This window comes from Streptomyces melanosporofaciens, assembly GCF_900105695.1.
In the GTDB taxonomy this organism is placed as follows: domain Bacteria; phylum Actinomycetota; class Actinomycetes; order Streptomycetales; family Streptomycetaceae; genus Streptomyces; species Streptomyces antimycoticus.
This window is the reverse complement of record NZ_FNST01000002.1, coordinates 4072012-4092038: the sequence shown is the minus strand read 5'-3', so window position 1 is coordinate 4092038 and position 20027 is coordinate 4072012. Positions and strand designations below refer to the sequence as shown.

General features: G+C 72.4%; 14 protein-coding genes. 5 read left to right on the top strand and 9 right to left on the bottom strand.

The features are described 5' to 3' along the window. Positions 1-31 precede the first annotated feature (31 nt). Both BLV72_RS20380 and BLV72_RS20375 read right to left on the bottom strand, forming a co-directional pair. Positions 32-2851, bottom strand: coding sequence for a protein kinase (locus tag BLV72_RS20380; RefSeq protein ID WP_093463934.1), 2820 nt, complete (start codon positions 2849-2851; stop codon positions 32-34). Positions 2852-3008: 157 nt separating this feature from the next. Next, positions 3009-5024 (bottom strand): serine/threonine-protein kinase, encoded by a 2016-nt coding sequence (locus tag BLV72_RS20375; protein ID WP_093463932.1) that lies wholly within the window; start codon positions 5022-5024, stop codon positions 3009-3011. Between the two features lie 200 nt (positions 5025-5224). On the opposite strand from BLV72_RS20375, the gene BLV72_RS20370 reads away from it, so the two are divergent. Continuing rightward, positions 5225-6382 (top strand): serine hydrolase domain-containing protein, encoded by a 1158-nt coding sequence (locus BLV72_RS20370; protein WP_244320870.1) that lies wholly within the window; start codon positions 5225-5227, stop codon positions 6380-6382. Between the two features lie 124 nt (positions 6383-6506). On the opposite strand, the gene BLV72_RS20365 is transcribed toward BLV72_RS20370, so the two are convergent. Further along, on the bottom strand, positions 6507-8213 hold the full coding sequence (locus BLV72_RS20365; protein ID WP_093463929.1) for a glycerol-3-phosphate dehydrogenase/oxidase: 1707 nt from the start codon (positions 8211-8213) through the stop codon (positions 6507-6509). Between the two features lie 206 nt (positions 8214-8419). Here BLV72_RS20365 and BLV72_RS20360 point away from each other — a divergent pair, with 206 nt between their 5' ends. Beyond that, positions 8420-9694 (top strand): nucleotide sugar dehydrogenase, encoded by a 1275-nt coding sequence (locus BLV72_RS20360; protein WP_093463928.1) that lies wholly within the window; start codon positions 8420-8422, stop codon positions 9692-9694. A 21-nt stretch (positions 9695-9715) separates the two neighbouring features. Here the strand turns inward: BLV72_RS20360 and BLV72_RS20355 are convergent, their stop codons facing one another. Together BLV72_RS20355 and BLV72_RS20350 are read right to left on the bottom strand one after the other, a co-directional pair. After that, on the bottom strand, positions 9716-11986 hold the full coding sequence (locus BLV72_RS20355) for a DUF6049 family protein (RefSeq protein ID WP_093470447.1): 2271 nt from the start codon (positions 11984-11986) through the stop codon (positions 9716-9718). 228 nt (positions 11987-12214) lie between these two features. Further along, complete coding sequence (locus BLV72_RS20350; protein ID WP_093463926.1) at positions 12215-13372, bottom strand: rod shape-determining protein; 1158 nt, start codon at positions 13370-13372, stop codon at positions 12215-12217. A gap of 89 nt (positions 13373-13461) precedes the next feature. Between BLV72_RS20350 and BLV72_RS20345 the strand changes: the two genes are divergently transcribed. Together BLV72_RS20345 and BLV72_RS20340 are read left to right on the top strand one after the other, a co-directional pair. Continuing rightward, positions 13462-13905: a hypothetical protein gene (locus BLV72_RS20345; protein WP_093463924.1), complete on the top strand. Its 444-nt coding sequence runs from the start codon at positions 13462-13464 to the stop codon at positions 13903-13905. Between the two features lie 209 nt (positions 13906-14114). Continuing rightward, on the top strand, positions 14115-14798 hold the full coding sequence (locus tag BLV72_RS20340) for a hypothetical protein (protein ID WP_093463923.1): 684 nt from the start codon (positions 14115-14117) through the stop codon (positions 14796-14798). A 100-nt stretch (positions 14799-14898) separates the two neighbouring features. On the opposite strand, the gene BLV72_RS20335 is transcribed toward BLV72_RS20340, so the two are convergent. From BLV72_RS20335 to BLV72_RS20320, 4 genes are all read right to left on the bottom strand, one after another. Continuing rightward, positions 14899-16026, bottom strand: coding sequence for a GuaB3 family IMP dehydrogenase-related protein (locus tag BLV72_RS20335; protein ID WP_059148916.1), 1128 nt, complete (start codon positions 16024-16026; stop codon positions 14899-14901). 84 nt (positions 16027-16110) lie between these two features. Further along, complete coding sequence (gene guaB, locus BLV72_RS20330; RefSeq protein WP_014054235.1) at positions 16111-17613, bottom strand: IMP dehydrogenase; 1503 nt, start codon at positions 17611-17613, stop codon at positions 16111-16113. A 156-nt stretch (positions 17614-17769) separates the two neighbouring features. After that, positions 17770-18381, bottom strand: a complete 612-nt coding sequence (locus BLV72_RS20325; protein ID WP_093463921.1) for a sigma-70 family RNA polymerase sigma factor — start codon at positions 18379-18381, stop codon at positions 17770-17772. Between the two features lie 290 nt (positions 18382-18671). Beyond that, complete coding sequence (locus BLV72_RS20320) at positions 18672-19283, bottom strand: response regulator transcription factor (RefSeq protein ID WP_003948568.1); 612 nt, start codon at positions 19281-19283, stop codon at positions 18672-18674. 408 nt (positions 19284-19691) lie between these two features. Here BLV72_RS20320 and BLV72_RS20315 point away from each other — a divergent pair, with 408 nt between their 5' ends. Further along, positions 19692-20006 (top strand): WhiB family transcriptional regulator, encoded by a 315-nt coding sequence (locus BLV72_RS20315; protein ID WP_014054233.1) that lies wholly within the window; start codon positions 19692-19694, stop codon positions 20004-20006. Positions 20007-20027: the final 21 nt, after the last annotated feature.

Below are 20027 nucleotides of genomic sequence, written 5' to 3'. Positions count from 1 at the left end.
GCGTGCCGCCCTAGCCGTCGGGCGTGCCGCCCTAGCCGTTGGTCGTGCTGTACGTGGCCGTGGCCTGCTCGAAGTAGCGGTTGACCGCGCCGCGCTCGTCGGACGGGCCGATGACCAGGACCACGTGGTAGCGGCCGTCGATCAGCATCGCGAGATTGCGCGCGTACACGTTCCGCCCGCTGCTGTCGCGCCAGCTGAACGAGCCCTCCGCCATCGCCGTCCGGCCCACGTCGATCCGCCGCAGCCCCGAGGACGAGGCCCAGGAGGAGCCACGGAAGGCGGACAGTTCGGCCTCGCGGTCCTGCTGGTACGCCATCGGGTCGCCGCCGAACTCGGACATCTTGTCCCGTCCGGCCACGACCACCAGCTCGAAGTCGCCGCCGATGTAGCGGATCTGGCCGCGGCCGTTCTCGCCCCGGCGGGTCCAGTCCTCGTGGACGGCGACCTTGAAGCCCTTGGGATCCTTGCGGACGGCGAAGCCCTTCGCCAGTCCGGCCGGGTCGGTGGACTGCGGCTCCTGGTCGCCGGGGTCGGCCGGCTTTCCGGCCTCGCCCTTGTCGCCCTCGCCGTCCGCGGGGTCGTGCGGCGCCGCGCTCGGCGTAGCGGACGAATCCGTACGCCCCTGGCCTTCGTCGTCCTTGGCGCGCGGCATGAACATCATCGCGTAGACCACCGCCGCCGCCAGCGCCAGGAAGATCAGCAGCAACAGCATCCGCCCCAGCCTGCGCGGCTTGCGCTGGGCGGGCACCGGGGCCTGCCGGGTCTCCGTGTTCTCCCGGGGAGGCCGGGGCGGCCGGGGCGGCCGGGGTGCCCGAGTCTCCCGGGGCGCCCGGGCCTCCCTCTTCTCCCGCTTGTCGCGCCGGTGCCGGGCGTGCCCTGCCGCCGCGTCGGCCGCGGCGGCAGGGCGGCGGCCCCGGCCCCTGCGCACCAGCCAGCCCCGCCTGCGGACGATCGGCAGCCGCCGGGGGTCGGACGCCCCGCCCGCGCCGAGCGACGGCACCGTGACCGTGCTGCTGCCGACGTCCGGCTCGGGCGCCGACCGGATCAGGGACCGCAGCCAGCCGCGCAGCTCCTCGAACTCCGGGCGCTCGGTGGGGTCCTGGCGCATCAGCGACTCGACGACGGGGCGCAGCGGACCGCATTCCTCCGCGTACGCGGGCGCCTCGCCGCAGACCATCTGCACCAGCTCGGCGGCGCTCTCCTCCGGGTACGGGGCATGGCCCTGCACCGCGCGGAACAGCAGCGCGCCGAGCGCCCACAGATCGGCGGCGGGGCCGACCGGGGGTGCCAGCCGCCAGTTCTCATGGACCGGTCCCGCCTGCTCGGGTGCCCACCGCTCGGTGACGGCGCCGACCACGACGATGCGGGCCTGGCGGGCCCGTTCGGCGGCGAGCGCGGTGGCGGGGCCGCCGACCGCGGGGCCGCCGGTGTCCCAGGAGCCGCCGCCTTCGGAGGCGGCCGGCTGGGCGCTCTCCTCACGGTCCGGCTGACCGGGCCATCGGGCGCCGCCGGTCTCCGGCTCCGGCTCGGGCGCGGCCGCGGGGGCGGGCTCGGGGGTGTGCGGGGAGCGGGTGGCCGCCTCGACGTTGGCCCGCGCGGCGGCTCGCGCGCCCGCCGCGTAGGCGGCGATGGCGCTGGCCCGCGCGGCCCGGGCGGCCGCGCTCGGCGCGTCGGCACCGGCGCCCCCCGGTTCGCCCTCTCTGCTTCCCGGCTGCCCCGCCCGGCGCGGTCCGGGCAGGCCACCGGCGGCCCCTTGGTCCCGGTAGGGAGCCATGGGCCCGCCAGTGCCCGGACCGAACGTCACCTGATCCCGGTACACCGGGCCGCTGGGGCCGGGCCCCGAACGCGGCTCCGCCGCCCCGTGGTCGCCGTAAGGCGTCCGTGGCTCGGGCAGGACCGCCTCCGTGCCGTGGCCGCCGTGCTCCCGGCCCTCGGCGTCGGGCCGGGAACCCGTCCCCGCCGGTTCATGGCCACCGTAAGGGCCGTCCGGGGGCAGGAAACCTCCGGCGGCACCCTGGTCCCGGTAGTGCGGGCCGCCCTGCGGCCGCGCCTCGTCGCCCTCTCCCGTACGGGCCCCGGGGATGGCGGCGCGCCCTTCGTCTCCTCGCCCGCCCTGGTCCTGGGGCCGGTCCGGCTGATCGCCGGAGCCCGTCGGGCCCTGCGGCAGGGCGGCCGGGGCCTCATCCGGCCGGGGCTCCTCCACGGCGGCGGCTTCGGCCGACGGTGAGGACGCGGGCGCCGGGACGGGGTCGTAGCCGCACAGCGCCTCTTCCGCAGCGCCCGCCGCCAGCCCCATGAGCATCGCGCGGCCGTCGTCGCACAACAGCACCGTACGGGCGGTGATGTTGCGGTGGACCCAGCCATGGGCGTGCAGCGCGCCCAGCGCCGTAAGGATGTCGTTGGCGACCTCGGCGGCACGGTGCGGGGACAGCGTGCCCTCCGCCAGCAGCGCGGCCAGCGGGCGGCCGGAGACCAGTTCGCTGACGATCCACAGGCTTCCGGCCTCCGCGAAGACATGGAAGACCTGGCCGAGCCGCGGATGGTCGGGGATCTGCGCGGCGGACGTCGCCGCTGCGATGGCGCGCCGGACGGCCGGATCTCCGCCGCCCCGGGCCGTACGCCCGGCACCGGCGAAAGTGCCGTTCCGCCCCGAGGGCCCGCCACCGCCCCACCGCGCGTCCTCTTCGACGACTTCGGCGTCGACGACCTCCGGCAGCGGTATCTGCCGCAGATGGACTTCCTGGCCGCTGTAGGTGTCGAAGGCGCGGGTCTCGATGAGTTCGTACTCATCGGCGGGCGGAAGGGGCAGGCGATAGCGGTCGGCCAGCACCCGGCCCGCGTACTCCTCCACGACGCCTCCCCAAGCGCGCGATCAACGCCGCCCTCATCAGCGATCAGCGCAGCGGGAAACCGTCAAATGTGGTCGTTTTTGGCGGGTTCCAGCGGCTGCGCACAGTCTAGGGCCTCTCACGATACGTGCCCGAACGACGCTTCGCCGACAGGAGTGTTCAGTCCGTAATCTTGAAGGTGTCGAAGGCGGTCTGCCGGAGTGTGGCGCACTCCTTGTCGTTCCACTTGCTCGCCTCGCAGGTGATCAGTATGGCGAAGCCATGGCTGCCGTCCGCCTTGAAGCCGCGGTTGAGCACCCGGACCCGCTTGCCATCCTGATCGCGCTCGAACTGCCAGTCCGCGACGGTCGGATAGCCGCGCCAGTCGATCGACTTGATGCCGAGGCCCTTGTAGCCGGCCATGGTGCGCCGGGCGTTGTCCTCGCCCTTGCGCCAGTCCGCCTCCGCGTCCGACCTCGGCGCGTTGGTGAAGTCGATCTGGATACGCGGAATGCTGGACCCGCCGTAGTACTTACGGCTTCCGGCATAGCTCCCGGAGTGGACCGACCAGCCCTCCGGCATGGCCATGCTGAACGGGAAGTCGGAGGACTTCACGGTCTGGTAGCCGTCGGGCAGACCGCCCTTACCGCCGCCGCCCTTGCCCTTACCGCTGTCGTCGCCGCTTCCGCCGCCGCCCTTGCCCGAGTTGTCGTCCGAGCTCTCGGAGGCGTCCGTGCCGGGCTGCGAGCCCGACTTTCCGCCGGAGTCCCCCGCCTTCGGCGACTCGCCCTCCGACTGGCCGGCCTTGTCGGCGCCCTGGTCGTCCTTGGCGCCGCCCGAGGCCCCGGCGGAGGTGGACTTGTCGCCGCCGGAGGAGCCCTTGGCCTTGTCGCCACCGTCTCCGCCGTCGCTCAGGACGACGGCGAGCACGGTGCCCACGATGGCGAGCACCACGACCACCGCGATGATGATCAGCGTGCGCCTGGGGACCACATCGGTGATCGAGGCGCGCGGCGGTGCGGCGGGCCGCGGGGCCGGCGCGCCCTCGGGCGTCGCGGCGGCCGGCTCGGCCTTCGCCGCCGCGCCGGACTTCGCCGCTCCGGACTTCGCGGCCCCGGAAGCACCGGACTTCTCCGCCGACTTCGCCGACTTCGCCGACTTCGCCGGCTCCGCCGCGCTCCCGCTGTCCGCCTTCTTCGTGGCCGCCGCGGCCGCCGCGTTGCGCACGGACTTCAGCGCACCGCGCCTGCGTTCCGAGACGGCCGACTCCTTGGCCTCGGCGTCGGCCTCGTCCTCCATCGGGGCGGGCGGCAGGCTCATCGTGCGGGTCGCGTCGGCGGGGACCTTGGTCTCCTCGGGGGCGCTCACCGCGTGCTCCAGCAGCGCCCGCGCCCCGGCGTCGTCGAGCCGCCGGGCCGGGTCCTTGGTGAGCAGACCGTAGATGACCTCCTCCAGCGGGCCCGCGTTCTTCGGCGGCTCCACCGGCTCGGTCATCACGGCGGTCAATGTCGCTATGGCCGTGCTCTTGTCGTACGGCGGCACACCCTCCACCGCCGCGTACAGCAGCCCGCCCAGCGACCACAGGTCGGCCGGCGGACCCGGCTTCTGGCCGCGGGCCCGCTCCGGGGAGATGTAGGAGGGCGCGCCGACGAGCATGCCGGTCGAGGTCACCGAGGGGTCGCCCTCGACCTGGGCGATGCCGAAGTCGGTGAGGACGACCCGGCCGTCGTCGGAGATCAGCACGTTGGAGGGCTTCACATCGCGGTGCAGGATGCCCGCCTGGTGGGCGGCGCGCAGCACATCGAGGACGGCGAGCCCGACCTCGGCGGCGCGCCGCGGGGTCAGCGGGCCGTCGTCGCGGACGACATCGGCGAGCGAACGCCCCTCGATGAGCTCCATGACGATCCACGGGCGGTCGTCCTCGTCGACCACGTCATAGACGGTGACGGCGCCGTTGCTGCGGATCCGGGCGATCGCCTTCGCCTCGCGCAGCGTGCGGGTGATGAGCCGTCTCTTCTCGTCCTCCTCCACGCTGGACGGGAAGCGCAGCTCCTTGACCGCGACCGTACGGCCGAGGGTCTGGTCACTCGCACGCCAGACCGTGCCCATGCCGCCCTGACCGAGGATCTCCCCGAGCCGGTACCGCCCGGCGAGGAGGCGCCCAGTCGAACCCTGCGTCTTCTCAGCCTCCGACATGCGACCCCTCTGCGAATCTACCCACCCTGAACCCACCCTGGGAGAGCGTCCATTGTCTCTCATCCGCGGACCCGGAACCGCCGGGGGTCCGGGGCGCGGCGTGGCGGCCGCCGCGGTACCTGCGACCATCTGGAGGTACGCAGGAAACGGAGGTCCGTGTCATGCCCATCTCCGCCATACGATGGCACAGGCGGAGCCGTATGCCGACCGCCGTGGCGCTCACGGCCGCCCTCGGACTCGCCCTGTCCGGCTGCGGAACGGCGGCCACGGAAGCGGGCCGGGACGCGGACCCGCGGGCGAGTGCGGGCGCGGGCGGTGGTCATGGCGGCGCCGTGCGCAGCGCCGTACGCCGGCTGGCGGCGCAGGGCGACGCGCCGGGAGCGGCGGTGCTCATCCGCCGGGAGGGCGGGGGCACACGGTTCATCGCGTCGGGGGTCGCGGACGTCCGCACCGGGCGCCGGATCCACCGGAGTGACCACTTCCGGGCGGGCAGCCTCACCAAGACCGTCATCGCGGCGGTGGCCCTGCGGCTGACCGCACAGGGGCGACTCGGCCTGGACGACCCGGTGGAGGAGCACCTTCCCGGCCTGGTGCGCGGCCACGGCAACGACGGCCGGAACATCACGGTTCGTCAGCTTCTGAACCACACCAGCGGGCTGTTCGACTACACCGAGGATCCGGTACTGGCGCGTCAGCTCTCCGCCGCGGCCGACCGCACCCGCACCCCCGCCTCCCTGGTGCGGACCGCCCTCACCCACCGCCCGTACTTCGCGCCCGGGGTGAAATGGCGCTATTCCAACACCAACTACGTGCTGCTGGGCATGGTCGTGCAGCAGGTCACCGGCCGCTCCTACGCGGACGAGGCCCGGCGCGAGGTGCTCGGCCCCCTGCGCCTGCACGGCACCTCCTTCCCCGGCACCCGCACCACCCTCCCGGCCCCGCACGGCCGCGCGTACACACGGGACAGCGGGGCCCGGGGCGACGGCGCCCGACGCGATGTCACCGACCTCAACCCCTCCTACGCGGGGGCCGCGGGCGAGCTGGTCTCCACGCTCGACGATCTGAGCCATCTCCTCTCCGGACTGCTGCGCGGCACGGTCGTGCCCCGGGCCGAGCTGCGGCAGATGCGGGACACCTCCGCCTCCGACGGCCAGTACGGCATGGGTCTTTTCCCGGTGCGGCTGTCGTGCGGGGTGACGCTGTGGGGCCACAACGGCGAGATCAACGGCTCCTACGCGCTGGCCGTGGCCACCCCCGACGGCCGCCACACCCTCGCCTACCGGCTCAACAGCACGGCCGCATCCGGGCTGGCCGCCGAAACGTCTCTCCTCGAGGCCGAGTTCTGCCCTCCCCGGTAAGACACCGATCGCCGGTACGACACCGATCATCGGTACGACACCGATCATCGGTAGTACACCGATCGCCGGCAATTCACCGATCGCCGGTAAGACGCCGATCTCCCACAGCGGGATCACGCGCCTCCTACAGCGGGATGACGTCCGGCGCACCCAGCCTCGCCGCGTCCGCCGTCAGATCGTCCGGCTGACGCTGGGACTCGCGCTCGGCCTCCACCCGCTTCTCGTAGTGCTCGACCTCCCGGTCGGTCTGGTCCTGGCCCCAGCCCAGCACGGGCGCCATCAGCTCGGCCGCCTCGCGGGCGCAGCGCGTACCGCGGTCGAAGGTCTCGATCGAGATGCGGGTGCGGCGGGTGAGGACGTCGTCCAGATGGCGGGCCCCCTCGTGGGAGACGGCGTAGACGATCTCGGCGCGTAGGTAGTCCTCCGCCCCGGCGAGCGGCTTCCCCAGCGACGGGTCGGCCGCGATCAGGTCCAGCACCTCCTGCGCAGCCGAACCGTAGCGGTTGAGCAGATGCTCGATCCGCGCCGCATGCAGCCCGGCCTGCCGGCCGATCCGCTCCCGGGCGTTCCACAGCGCCTTGTAGCCGACGGCGCCGACCAGCGGGATCTCCTCGGTGACGCAGGGCCCGACCCGGCGGTCGAGGCCGTGCACCGCCTCGTCCACGGCGTCCTTGGCCATCACCCGGTACGTGGTGTATTTACCGCCCGCGACCACCACCAGGCCCGGCACCGGATGGGCCACCGTGTGCTCGCGCGAGAGCTTGCTGGTGGCGTCCGACTCCCCGGCCAGCAGCGGGCGCAGCCCGGCGTAGACGCCCTCCACGTCGTCGCGGGTCAGCGGCACCGCGAGGACCTCGTTGACATGCTCCAGCAGATAGTCGATATCGGCGCTGGAGGCGGCCGGATGGGCCTTGTCCAGGTCCCAGTCGGTGTCCGTGGTGCCGACGATCCAGTGCCTACCCCAGGGGATCACGAACAGCACGCTCTTCTCGGTGCGCAGGATCAGCCCGGTCGTGGAGTGGATGCGGTCCTTGGGAACGACCAGGTGGATGCCCTTGGAGGCCCGGACATGGAACTGCCCGCGCTCCCCGATCAGCGCCTGCGTCTCATCCGTCCACACCCCGGTGGCGTTGACCACCTGCCGGGCGCGGACCTCGAACTCACCGCCCTGCTCCAGATCGTGCACCCGGGCGCCGACCACGCGCTCGCCCTCCCTCAGGAAGCCGACCACCCGCGCGCGGTTGGCCACCTGGGCGCCGTATTTCGCCGCCGTGCGCACGAGGGTGGCGACATAGCGCGCGTCGTCCATCTGGGCGTCGTAGTACTGCAGCGCCCCGACCAGCGCGTCCTTCTTGAGGCAGGGGGCGACCTGCAGCGCCCGCCGACGGGACAGATGGCGGTGGGCGGGCAGTCCGCGGCCGTGCCCGGAGGAGATCGACATGGCGTCGTAGAGCGCGACGCCCGATCCCGCGTAGAGCCGCTCCCAGGCCCGGTGCTGCAGCGGATACAGGAACGGCACCGGTTTGACCAGGTGCGGTGCGATCCGCTCCAGCAGCAGTCCGCGCTCCTTGAGCGCCTCGCGCACCAGTGCGAAGTCGAGCATCTCCAGATAGCGCAGTCCGCCGTGGATCAGCTTGCTGGACCGGCTGGAGGTCCCGCAGGCCCAGTCCCGTGACTCGACCAGAGCGGTCTCCAGGCCGCGCGTGGCGGCGTCCAGCGCGGTGCCCGCGCCGACCACTCCACCGCCCACGACCAGCACATCGAGCTCACGGTCCGCCATCCGGGCCAGCGCCTCGCCGCGCTCGGCCGGTCCCAGTGCCGGTGTCTTCACCGCTGCCTCCCGTTGCGATCGACGTCACGCCGCCCTGCCGATTTTCCTGGCTTTCGCTCCTCCGTGCCATGCCGCTGCCGCGCCCACCGCCACGACACCGCGCCAACACCTCCCATCAATACTGAATACGAGTCATATTTCCGCTTAGTCTGTCTGTGGGGGGTTTGCGCCATCCGACATCGTCCCGGGAAGGACGACACGACGTCATGCCCGCAGATCTCGCCGTCATCGGACTCGGTCATCTCGGTATTCCTCTCGCCCAGGCCGCCACCGCCGCCGGTGTCCGTACCGTCGGCTACGACCCCGATCCGCGCGCCGCCGCCGACCTCCGGTCCGGACGGCTGCCCGCCGGCTCGGGCGGTGAGGGCCGGCTGTCCGCCGCCGAGCTGCGCCGGATGGCCTCCCAGGGCTTCCGGATCACCGCCGACCCCGCCGAGCTCGGCCGCGTCCGCACCGCCGTGATCTGCGCCCCGACCCCGCTCGGGGACGACCGCAGACTGGATCTGTCGGCGGTCGGCGAGGCGGCCCGTACGCTCGCGGCGCGGCTGCGTCCGCACACCACCGTTCTGCTGGAATCGACCGTGTACCCCGGCACCACCGAGGAATTCCTCCGTCCGCTTCTCGAGGAGGGATCCGGGCTGCGGGCCGGGCGCGACTTCCACCTCGCCTACTCCCCCTGCCGCCACGACCCGGGCAACCGCGCCCACGGCCCCGCCAACACACCCAAGGTCATCGGCGGCCTCACCCCCGCCTGCACCGAGGCGGCCGCCGCCTTCTACGGCCGCTTCACCGAAAAGGTCGTCCGGGCCCGCGGCACCCGCGAGGCCGAGACCGTCAAGGTCCTGGAGACCAATTACCGGCACGTCAACATCGCCCTGGTCAACGAGATGGCGGTGTACTGCCATGACCTCGGCGTCGATGTGTGGGACGTGGTCCGCTGCGCCGAGACCAAGCCGTTCGGCTTCCAGTCCTTCCGCCCGGGCCCCGGCGTCGGCGGCCACGGCGTGCCGGTCGACCATGGCCATATGGCCGACCAGCAGCGCGGCCTCGGCCTCCCGCTGCGCATGGTGGAGCTCGCGCAGCAGGTCAACGGGCGGATGCCGGGCTATGTCACCCGCCGCTGCACGGCCCTGCTCAACGAGTACGGGAAGTCGGCGCGCGGCGCGCACGTCCTGCTGCTGGGCGTCGGCTACAAGGCCGACGTCGCCGACGCGGAGGGCTCGCCCGCCCGGGAGATCGCCTCCCGGCTGATCGAGCTGGGCGCCCGGCTCAGCTACCACGACCCCTACGTGGCGCGGTGGCGGGTGCTGGGGCGCCAGGTGGAGCGCGCCGACTCGGTGTACGAGGCGGCGGCCGACGCCGACCTGACCGTCCTGCTGCAGCCCCACCGCACGTACGACCTGCAGGGACTCGCGGTGAAGGCCCAGCTGCTGCTGGACACCCGGGGCGCGGGTCCTGCGGGGACGGCGCACCGGCTCTGACCAGCCCCGACCCTCGCTTCGTCAACGCCGCCGCGCACGCCGCGGCCGGAACGCGGCCGCCAGCACGATCAGCGCCGTCCCGCCCAGCACGAAGATCACCGCGCCCGACGGCACCGACCGCACATCCGCCGTGAACGTCATCGGCGCGCCCCAGGGCAGTCCGTCGGCGGTGGTGTAGAGCTGGGCGGTCAGCCGGACCGGGCCGTTCGCGTACGCCTTCACCCGGATCCGCACCGTACGGCTCACCGCCCGTGACGCCCGGACCGGCATCGCGCGGTCCCGGGCGTTCAGCCGCTCGGGGCGGCTGGAGAGGACCCGCAGCTCCACTCCGGTGAGGTCCTGCTGCAGCCCGTTGTCGACGGTGACCGGGATGGTCGCCGAGCCTCCGGCCACCACCACCATGGACTTCGGCACCAGCCGCACCGACGCGATCGAGGCGGTCAGATAGCGGGACACCCCTTGCTGGTACGAGGCGGCGCCCGACGGGTCGGCGCGCCAGGCGGTCGCGACGGAGCGGGCCAGCGCGGCCCGGACGGACGCGGCGGTGGCCCGCGCGTCCGACAGCACCTTGGCCAGGGCGCGCATCCGCCGCCGGTCCCGGACCACCGCCGCGAGCCGGGCGGGCGGCAGCTCGGAGGCGTGCCGGGCCAGCGGATAGCCGTCGAAGCCCCGCAGCCGCCCCGCCGTGGGCTTGCGCAGCGCGGCCGTGAACCCGGCCGGTTCCAGCCACCCCGCCTTCCGGCCCTCGGCCACCACCGTGAGCAGCACCCGGGCGACCGCGAGCGGCATCCGGCGCGGGGGCACCATCACCAGCTCGCGCCGGGCGTACGGCAGCTCCCGCGCGGCCGTCAGCGTCTCGGCCAGCAGCCGCTGCCGCAGCAGCAGCCGGACGGGCTCACCGGCGGCGCCCGCGGCCGGATGGCTCGCGAAGAGCTGGGCGGCGATCGCCGCGTCGTAGCGCAGCGCGGTCGTCCCGCCCTCGAGCGAGACGGCGCCGTCGTCGGTGGCCCCTTCGGAGACCAGCTCACCCTCGGAGGCCACCCCGGCACCGGAGGCGAGCACCGTGTCCAGGCCGAGCTCCTTGGCGTACCGGGCGATCCCGTCGTCCAGCTCACCGCCCGCGGGCCAGCCCACACCGGTGCGCGCGTGGACGCCCAGCGCCCGGTCCACCACGCTCCGGCCGGTGCGGGAGGCCCGGCGCAGCAGCCCGGCGAGCGGGGCGCCGCCGCCGCGGGCGAGCGAGGCCAGATCCGGGTCCGCATACGGCAGCGCGATCACCTCCCGGCCCCGGACCGCCGCACGGAGCGCGGCCAGCCAGTCCGCCGCCGCCTCGCCGCCCTCCCCCTCGGTGGCCTCCTGCGGATCGCTGTCGCCGGGCGTACGGGCCACCCGGTACCCGGCCGCCATGGCCCGCGCCTGGACGATCAGATCCGGATCGAGGACCCAGGTGACCGGCTGCCCCTTGCCCATCTCCACCAGCCGCCGCAGCCGCCCGCCCGGCCCGAAGGCGGCGGTCAGCTCGTCGTCGCGGAAGACCGGCAGCACGCTGTCCTGGGTGCGCAGGGTCAGCGCCTCCATCCGCGGGGCGTCCAGGACCGGCCACAGCACGGTGGTGCGCAGCGGCTCCAGCCGCGTGGCGTCGGGGTACGCGGACAGATGGGTGCGGGTCAGCCCGAGCACGGTCCCGGCACCGGCGCCGCCCTCGCGGACGACGTTCACGGTGAGCGCGTACGCCCCGGCGTCGTCCAGCTCCAGATCGGGGACGGGCACGGTGAGCCGGAAGCCGCGCTCGGCGCCGGTCGGCAGCGCGGCGAGGCGGGCCGTGCGGCCGGCCACCTCGGGGCCGTCGGCCCGGGTCAGGGGCGTGCGGCGGGCCACGGTGGAGAGCGCGCCGCGGGTGTCGAACGCGCCGGACGCCCCGATCCGCACCCCGATATGCGCGGGACCGAGACGCCGCCCGGAGGTATTGGTGACCCGCCCACTGATCCTCAGCTCACCGCCCTGGCGGATCACCGCGGGGGTCAGGGAGGCCAGTTCGACGGACACGGGGTACGAACGCGACGGGCTGTGTGGCGTGGTGGCGCCGTACGCCCGCGACGGGCCCTGAGCTGTGCCGGCGCCGTACGAACGCGACGGGCCCTGCGCCGTGGTGACGTCGTACGTCCCGCGGCCGGGCGCCGGGCCCACGGCCTCGGCGGGCCCGGTGGGCGTCGCCGGTACGGAAGTGATCGCGACCAGGATCGTGGTGACGGCCGCGACGACCGCCCGCCCATACGTCCTGCCGCTCCCCACGACCACCACCTCGACGCCCGCGTCTGCCGTCCGCCCGCGCCGCACGGGACCGACGCGGTGTCACCACCCCACCACGCCGGGGACGATGCCGCACGCTCAAGACCCCCGGCCCGGGGAGGGGCCTTGGGAGACCCCGGCCCCGGGGACCCCTGCGGGGCCCGCCCGGGGCGTCACATCAATACGCGGCGGCCCCAAAGCATCGCCCTCACCCGGCCCGCCCGCGAGACGTCACACCCGCACCGTGTCCGGCCTGCGAGCCCGTGCGTCCATCGCGGTGCGCAGTGAGGCGAAGTCCTCCACACAGCGGCCGGTGCCGATGGCGACACAGTCCAGCGGGTCGTCGGCCACCAGCACGGGGATGTTCAGCTCGCGCCCCAGCCGTACGTCCAGACCGCGCAGCAGGGCCCCGCCGCCGGTCAGCACGATGCCGCGGTCCATGATGTCGCCCGCCAGCTCGGGCGGGGTCTCGTCGAGCGTGGACCGCACCGCCGCGACGATGCTGTCCACCGGCTCGGAGAGCGCGTGCCGCACCTCGTCCGCGGTCAGTTCGAGCACCTTGGGCAGCCCGGTCGCCTGGTCGCGGCCGCGGATGGTGCAGCGGTCCGGCGGCAGCAGCGCCTGGGTGTCCTCGGGGTCCTCGCTCTGGCCCGGGATGAACACCTCGACATTCCGCTCGGGCCGCCGGACGGCCTCCGAGACCCGGGGCACGGACAGCGACCCGGCGGGCGAGGCGGACCCGATGGAGACCTTGATCTCCTCGGCGGTCCGCTCACCGATCGCCAGCGCGTACTGCTTCTTCACATAGGAGGTGATGGCCACGTCCATGGAGTCGCCCGCGGTACGCACCGACCGCGCGGTGACGATGCCGCCCAGCGAGACCACGGCGACCTCCGTCGTACCGCCGCCGATGTCGACGACCATGCAGCCGGTCGGCTCGCTCACCGGCAGCCCCGCCCCGATCGCCGCCGCGATGGGCTCCTCGACCAGATGCACCTGACGCGCCCCGGCCTGGGTCACGGCCTCCATCACCGCGCGCCGCTCCACGCCCGTGATCCCGGAGGGCACGCAGACGACCACCCGGGGACGGGCGAGTCGGCGGCTGCCCATCACCTTCTTGATGAAGTACCGCAGCATGCGCTCGGCGATCTCGAAATCGGCGATCACTCCATCGCGCAGCGGGCGCACGGCGACGATGTTCGTCGGCGTCCGCCCCATGGTCTCCTTGGCCGCCGAACCCACCGACAGCACACTGCCGTCGGCTGTGTTCACTGCCACAACCGACGGCTCATTGAGCACGATGCCCCTGCCCCGTACGTACACCAGTGTGTTGGCGGTGCCGAGGTCGATACCCATGTCACGCCCATTGAACGACTTGTTCTGCGCCATAAGTTGACATTATTGCTTATGCCGGATTCTGTCCCGGCACTGATGTCATTCGCACCACCGTACGGCCATGCCACTGCTACCTTGCGGTCATGATCGCGTCCGGACCCTCCGCAGCTCAGGCCCCACGACCGGCCCGTGGTCTCGCGGCGGGCATCGCGGCGGCACTGCTCGGGGCGCTGGTCTTCGGCTTCATCCAGGGGAAAATCGGCCACCGCGGCCAGGAGGTCGGCTACTGGGCACTGTGCATCGGGCTGTTGACCGGCGCCGCGCTGGGCAAGCTGGGCGGCCGGGCACCGCTGCTGGCGCTCATCGGCATACCGCTCGCGGTGGTCGGCGTCTCGCTGGCGCAACTGCTCGGCGTCGCGGTACTGATGGGGGACGAGAGCTCCTGGCCCACCGCGGACGCCCTGATCGGGCACTTCGGCCTGGTCATGGACCACTGGCGCGATGACATCCTGGGGCGCAACGACATCACCTTCTACGCCGTGGCCGGCGCGGAGAGTTACCTCGTCGCGAAGCGGATCACCGAGTAGCGGCCGACGAAATCCGCATATGCCGGGCCGGCGTGTCTCCGTCCGGTCCCAGCCATGTCACGGACGCCAGACACGACTTGTCTGGTTGTCATGCCTGCCTGTTACTTTTATGGCTCGATAGTTTCCATCCGCGTTCCCGGCCCGCAGCCGCTCATCAACTCAGCTGTCCCGGAACGCGGTCTCAACACCTTCATCCCCGGGGGAATCTCATGAGCCAGAACTGGCAGCAGCCACAGCAGCCCGGTGGCTACCCACAGCAGCCCGGCGGTTACCCGCAGCAGCCCGTCCCGCCCCAGCAGGCCGGTGGCTACGGCACCCCGCAGCCGGGCTACGGCTACCCGCAGGCGCCCCAGCAGCCGCAGCAGCCCCAGCCGCAGTACGGCGGCGGTTTCCCGCCGCCCGCGCCGCCGGTCGGCCGCCCGGGCAACCCGATGCTGGCGGTGGGTGCCGCCATCGTGGCCACTCTCGTCGGCGCGTTCCTCTACGCGTTCCTGCTGAGCGCGATGGCGGACACGGACAAGACCCCGCCGGAGGTCACGCAGTTCGCCTACGCCGGTGTGGTCGTCGGTGCGCTCATCGGTCTGGCGGTCGCCAAGCTGGGCGGCCGCAACACGGGGCTGTGGGTGGTCGGCGCGGTGCTGGCTCTGGCCGCGGTGTTCCTCGGTGAGCTCTACGGCTACGCGATGATCCTGCACGATGTGATGAGCAACTACGCCGACAAGATCGGTGGCGGCGCCAGCAGCCAGGTGCTCTCCTCGAACGAGATCTTCTTCGACCACTTCAGCGACCTGTGGAAGTCGTGGAAGGAAGACTCGGACGCGCTGACCTACATCTTCATGGCGCTCGCGCCGGTCGCCGCGGTCAGCACCGCGTACCGGATCAGCAACCGCTGACCCCACGCGCGACGCGCACACAGCGACACAGGCAAGACAGGGGAAGGCCCCGACCGCGGCGCGGTCGGGGCCTTCCCCTGTGGAACGCTCGGCAGCAGGCTCAGCTCTTGTCGCGGGCCGACGGGGCGACCGTGACCTCGACCCGCTGGAACTCCTTGAGCTCCGAGTAGCCGGTCGTGGCCATGGCCCGGCGCAGCGCACCGAAGAAGTTCATCGAACCGTCGGGGATGGAGGAGGGGCCGAGGAGGATCTCCTCGGTGGAGCCCACCGTGCCCAGGTTCATCCGCTTGCCGCGCGGCACCTCGTCGTGCACGGCCTCCATGCCCCAGTGGTGACCGCGGCCCGGTGCGTCCGTGGCCCGCGCCAGCGGGGAGCCCATCATCACCGCGTCCGCGCCGCAGGCGACGGCCTTGGGCAGATCGCCGCTCCAGCCGACGCCGCCATCGGCGATCACATGCACATAGCGGCCACCGGACTCGTCCATGTAGTCCCGGCGGGCGGCGGCGACATCGGCGACCGCCGTGGCCATCGGCACCTGGATGCCCAGCACATTGCGGGTGGTGTGCGCGGCGCCACCGCCGAAGCCCACCAGCACACCGGCGGCGCCGGTGCGCATCAGATGCAGCGCGGCCGTGTAGGTGGCACAGCCGCCCACGATCACCGGGACGTCCAGCTCATAGATGAACTGCTTGAGGTTGAGCGGCTCGGCGGCGCCGGAGACATGCTCGGCGGAGACCGTGGTCCCGCGGATCACGAAGATGTCGACGCCCGCGTCCACCACGGCCTTGGAGAACTGCGCCGTGCGCTGCGGGGACAGGGCGGCGGCGGTCACCACGCCCGCGTCCCGCACCTCCTTCAGGCGCTGGCCGATCAGCTCCTCCTTGATCGGCTCGGCGTAGATCTCCTGCATCCGGGTGGTCGCGGTGCCCTCGTCCAGCTCGGCGATCTCCGCCAGCAGCGGCTCCGGGTCCTCGTAACGGGTCCAGAGCCCTTCCAGGTTCAGCACCCCGAGGCCGCCGAGCTCACCGATGCGGATCGCGGTGCGGGGCGAGACCACCGAGTCCATCGGCGCGGCCAGGAACGGCAGCTCGAAGCGGTAGGCATCGATCTGCCAGGCGATCGAGACCTCCTTGGGGTCCCGGGTGCGACGACTCGGCACTACGGCGATGTCGTCGAACGCGTACGCCCTGCGGCCGCGCTTGCCGCGCCCGATCTCGATCTCAGTCACGTGGGTGCCTTTCCCTGTTCACGAACAGCCGTCCCAGTATCCCTGCCCGGACCTGCGCAGGGTCGCCCGGGTGAACGGCGCGGGTCAACGGCCGGAGTAGTTCGGCGCCTCGGTGGTCATCTGGATGTCGTGCGGGTGGCTCTCCTTGAGGCCCGCCGAGGTGATCCGCACGAAGCGGCCCTTCTCCTTCAGCTCCGCCACATTGGCCGAGCCGACATAGCCCATCGACGCCCGCAGACCGCCCACGAGCTGGTGCGCGACCGAGGCCAGCGGACCACGGTAGGGCACCTGACCCTCGATGCCCTCGGGGACCAGCTTGTCCTCGGAGAGCACATTGTCCTGGAAGTAGCGGTCCTTGGAGAACGAGCGGGCCTGGCCGCGCGTCTGCATCGCGCCCAGCGAACCCATGCCCCGGTAGGACTTGAACTGCTTGCCGCTGATGAAGACCATCTCGCCCGGCGACTCCTCACAGCCGGCCAGCAGACTGCCCAGCATCACCGTGTCCGCACCGGCGGCGATCGCCTTGGCGATATCGCCCGAGTACTGCAGACCGCCGTCGCCGATCAGCGGCACCCCGGCCGCATGGCAGGCCCGCGCCGCTTCGTAGATCGCCGTCACCTGCGGCACGCCGATGCCCGCGACCACCCGCGTGGTGCAGATGGAGCCCGGGCCGACGCCGACCTTCACCCCGTCCACCCCCGCGTCGATCAGCGCCTGGGCGCCGTCCCGGGTGGCGACATTGCCGCCCACCACATCGACCGAGATATTGGACTTGACCTTGGCGATCATGTCGAGGATGCCCCGGCTGTGGCCGTGCGCGCTGTCCACGACCAGGAAGTCGGCACCGGCCTCCACCAGCGCCTGCGCCCGCTCGTACGCCTCGTCGCCGACGCCGACGGCGGCACCCACGACCAGCCGGCCGCCCGCGTCCTTCGCCGCGTGGGGATACTTCTCGGCCTTCACGAAGTCCTTGACCGTGATCAGGCCCTTGAGCACGCCCGCGTCGTCGACCAGCGGCAGCTTCTCGATCTTGTGACGGCGCAGCAGCTGCATCGCGTCCTCGCCGGAGATCCCCACCTTGCCGGTGACCAGCGGCATCGGGGTCATGACCTCGCGGACCTGACGGCCCCGGTCGACCTCGAAGGCCATGTCACGGTTGGTGACGATGCCGAGCAGCTTGCCCACCGCGTCCGTGACCGGCACACCGCTGATGCGGAACTTCGCGCACAGCGCGTCCGCCTCGTGCAGCGTGGCGTCCGGCCGGACCGTGATCGGGTCGGTGACCATGCCGGACTCGGAGCGCTTGACCAGGTCGACCTGGTTGGCCTGGTCCTCGATGGACAGATTGCGGTGGAGCACGCCCACCCCGCCCTGCCGGGCCATGGCGATGGCCATCCGGGACTCGGTGACCTTGTCCATGGCGGCGGACAGCAGGGGCACATTCACCCGGACATTCCGAGAGACCCTGGACGAGGTGTCGACCGCGTTCGGCAGCACCTCGGAGGCGCCCGGCAGCAGCAGCACGTCGTCGTACGTCAGCCCGAGCATGGCGAACTTCTCAGGCACTCCGTCGACGTTGTCAGTCATGACACCCTTCCAAATGGTCTTGCCCCAGCGCGGACTCCCATGCTAACGGGCTCCCCGAGTGCCTCATTCCGCCCTGTGGACAACTTCTCAGTGAGCTGCTGAATACGGAAGGCACAACGAGGTAACGAGCGGGACCGGGGACCGGCAGCCCTCGGCTCACTGCTCGGCGAGCGCGCGCAGCCTGCTCAGGGCCCGGTGCTGGGCGACCCGCACCGCTCCGGGGGACATGCCGAGCATCTGCCCGGTCTCCTCCGCCGTCAGCCCGACCGCGACCCTCAGCAGCACCAGCTCGCGCTGGTTCTCCGGAAGGTTGGCCAAGAGCTTCTTGGCCCATTCCGCGTCGCTGCTCAGCAGCGCCCGCTCCTCGGGCCCCAGCGAATCGTCCGGCTGCTCCGGCATCTCGTCCGAGGGGACGGCCGTGGAGCCCGGGTGGCGCATGGCGGCCCGCTGCAGATCGGCGACCTTGTGGGAGGCGATGGCCACGACGAACGCCTCGAAGGGCTTTCCGGTGTCGCGGTAGCGCGGCAGCGCGCACAGCACCGCGAGACAGACCTCCTGTGCCAGGTCGTCCACGAAGTGGCGGGCATCACCCGGAAGTCGGGACAGCCTCGTGCGGCAATACCGCAGGGCCAGCGGATGGACCAGGGCCAGCAGGTCATGCGTGGCCTGCTCATCCCCTTCGGCGGCGCGCCCGACGAGGGCGCCGATCGGCCCCGTGCCCCCGGGAGCGCCCTTGGCGGCTCCTGGGTTTTCGTCGTCGCGCGGCATCCATCCATGGTGCCTCGGGCCCGGTGGCTCCGTGGCACCGCGTCCGTAGTTGTGCGCTGAAGCGTTATGAGCAGGTGCGCCGGCTGTCGTCACGTCCTGCGCTCTCCCCTCACGCCCGACCGACTCGTCCCCGAGGAACTCCACACCTTCAAGGATGCGGCATAGCGCGGGGAACTGACACAGGCCACCGCGACAGGGCCCGCCGCGCACGCTCTCGCCCCGCCCGCCACCCGGCGGGCGGGGACCGTAGCGCCCCCGCTGCGCAGCACGTCAGAACGGTCGTGGCCGAGTCAGCGGACCAGGCCCCAGCGGAACCCGAGGGCCACCGCATGGGCCCGGTCGGACGCGCCGAGCTTCTTGAACAGCCGGCGTGCGTGCGTCTTGACCGTGTCCTCGGACAGGAACAGCTCACGGCCGATCTCCGCATTGGAGCGGCCGTGGCTCATGCCCTCGAGCACCTGGATCTCGCGCGCGGTGAGGGTGGGCGCGGCGCCCATCTCGGCCGAGCGCAGCCGGCGCGGGGCCAGCCGCCAGGTGGGGTCGGCGAGCGCCTGCGTCACGGTGGCGCGCAGCTCGGCGCGCGAGGCGTCCTTGTGCAGATAGCCACGGGCGCCGGCGGCCACGGCCAGCGCGACGCCGTCGAGGTCCTCGGCGACCGTGAGCATGATGATCCGGGCGCCCGGGTCGGCGGAGAGCAGCCGCCGCACGGTCTCGACACCGCCGAGACCGGGCATCCGTACGTCCATCAGAATCAGATCCGAGCGGTCGGCGCCCCAGCGGCGGAGGACTTCCTCGCCGTTGGCCGCCGTCGTCACACGCTCGACGCCGGGCACGGTCGCCACCGCACGGCGCAGCGCCTCTCGGGCAAGCGGGGAGTCGTCGCAGACGAGGACGGATGTCATGGCCGCCCTCCGCAGCTGATGCGCGTCACCTTGAGCCTCCAGGCTGGTACATATCGTCACCTGAGCGATTGACAGCCCCGGATATCTGTCCGAGAGCTTTACCCATCAACCGCCTCCGCACTCTCAACGACGGTCACCCGAAAGAGTTACGGGGTTCGGCGGCCACCTTCGACACTCTACGTGAGGGCGCGGACACGGAGCAGCTTCGTCGCACAGGTCGCGTCCTTCGCGTCTCCCCCATAGGACAGCCCCCGAGGCAGTCCCTTCGGTGGCATTTGGCGACCTTGCTTCCAATTTGCCGGTCTGTGTGGCTAGATTCGCAATGAGTCATATTTACATCTACTTACACCGTAGATGTGCGACCCAGGACGCAGCGTCCGCAGCCGATCACATCGAGGAGATAAGGCAATGGCAGATTTCTCCCGTCTTCCCGGCCCGAATGCCGACCTGTGGGACTGGCAGCTCCTGGCCGCGTGTCGCGGGGTCGACAGCTCGCTCTTCTTCCACCCGGAGGGGGAGCGCGGCGCTGCCCGCAGCGCACGCGAAATGTCGGCGAAAGAGGTGTGCATGCGCTGCCCGGTGCGAGCACAGTGCGCCGCGCACGCCCTCGCCGTACGCGAGCCTTACGGAGTGTGGGGCGGACTGACCGAGGACGAGCGCGAGGAGCTCATGGGGCGGGCACGCCACCGCGCGGTCGCCGGCACCGGGGCCCCCGGATCCTGATCGGAGCCCGGTCACAGCCAA

Coding starts and splice junctions, on each gene's coding strand:
- BLV72_RS20375 (WP_093463932.1), bottom strand. CDS start 5,024: ATGTCGGAGGCTGAGAAGACGCAGGGTTCGACTGGGCGCCTCCTCGCC.
- BLV72_RS20370 (WP_244320870.1), top strand. CDS start 5,225: ATGCCGACCGCCGTGGCGCTCACGGCCGCCCTCGGACTCGCCCTGTCC.
- BLV72_RS20360 (WP_093463928.1), top strand. CDS start 8,420: ATGCCCGCAGATCTCGCCGTCATCGGACTCGGTCATCTCGGTATTCCT.
- BLV72_RS20350 (WP_093463926.1), bottom strand. CDS start 13,372: ATGGCGCAGAACAAGTCGTTCAATGGGCGTGACATGGGTATCGACCTC.
- BLV72_RS20345 (WP_093463924.1), top strand. CDS start 13,462: ATGATCGCGTCCGGACCCTCCGCAGCTCAGGCCCCACGACCGGCCCGT.
- BLV72_RS20340 (WP_093463923.1), top strand. CDS start 14,115: ATGAGCCAGAACTGGCAGCAGCCACAGCAGCCCGGTGGCTACCCACAG.
- guaB (WP_014054235.1), bottom strand. CDS start 17,613: ATGACTGACAACGTCGACGGAGTGCCTGAGAAGTTCGCCATGCTCGGG.
- BLV72_RS20325 (WP_093463921.1), bottom strand. CDS start 18,381: ATGCCGCGCGACGACGAAAACCCAGGAGCCGCCAAGGGCGCTCCCGGG.
- BLV72_RS20320 (WP_003948568.1), bottom strand. CDS start 19,283: ATGACATCCGTCCTCGTCTGCGACGACTCCCCGCTTGCCCGAGAGGCG.
- BLV72_RS20315 (WP_014054233.1), top strand. CDS start 19,692: ATGGCAGATTTCTCCCGTCTTCCCGGCCCGAATGCCGACCTGTGGGAC.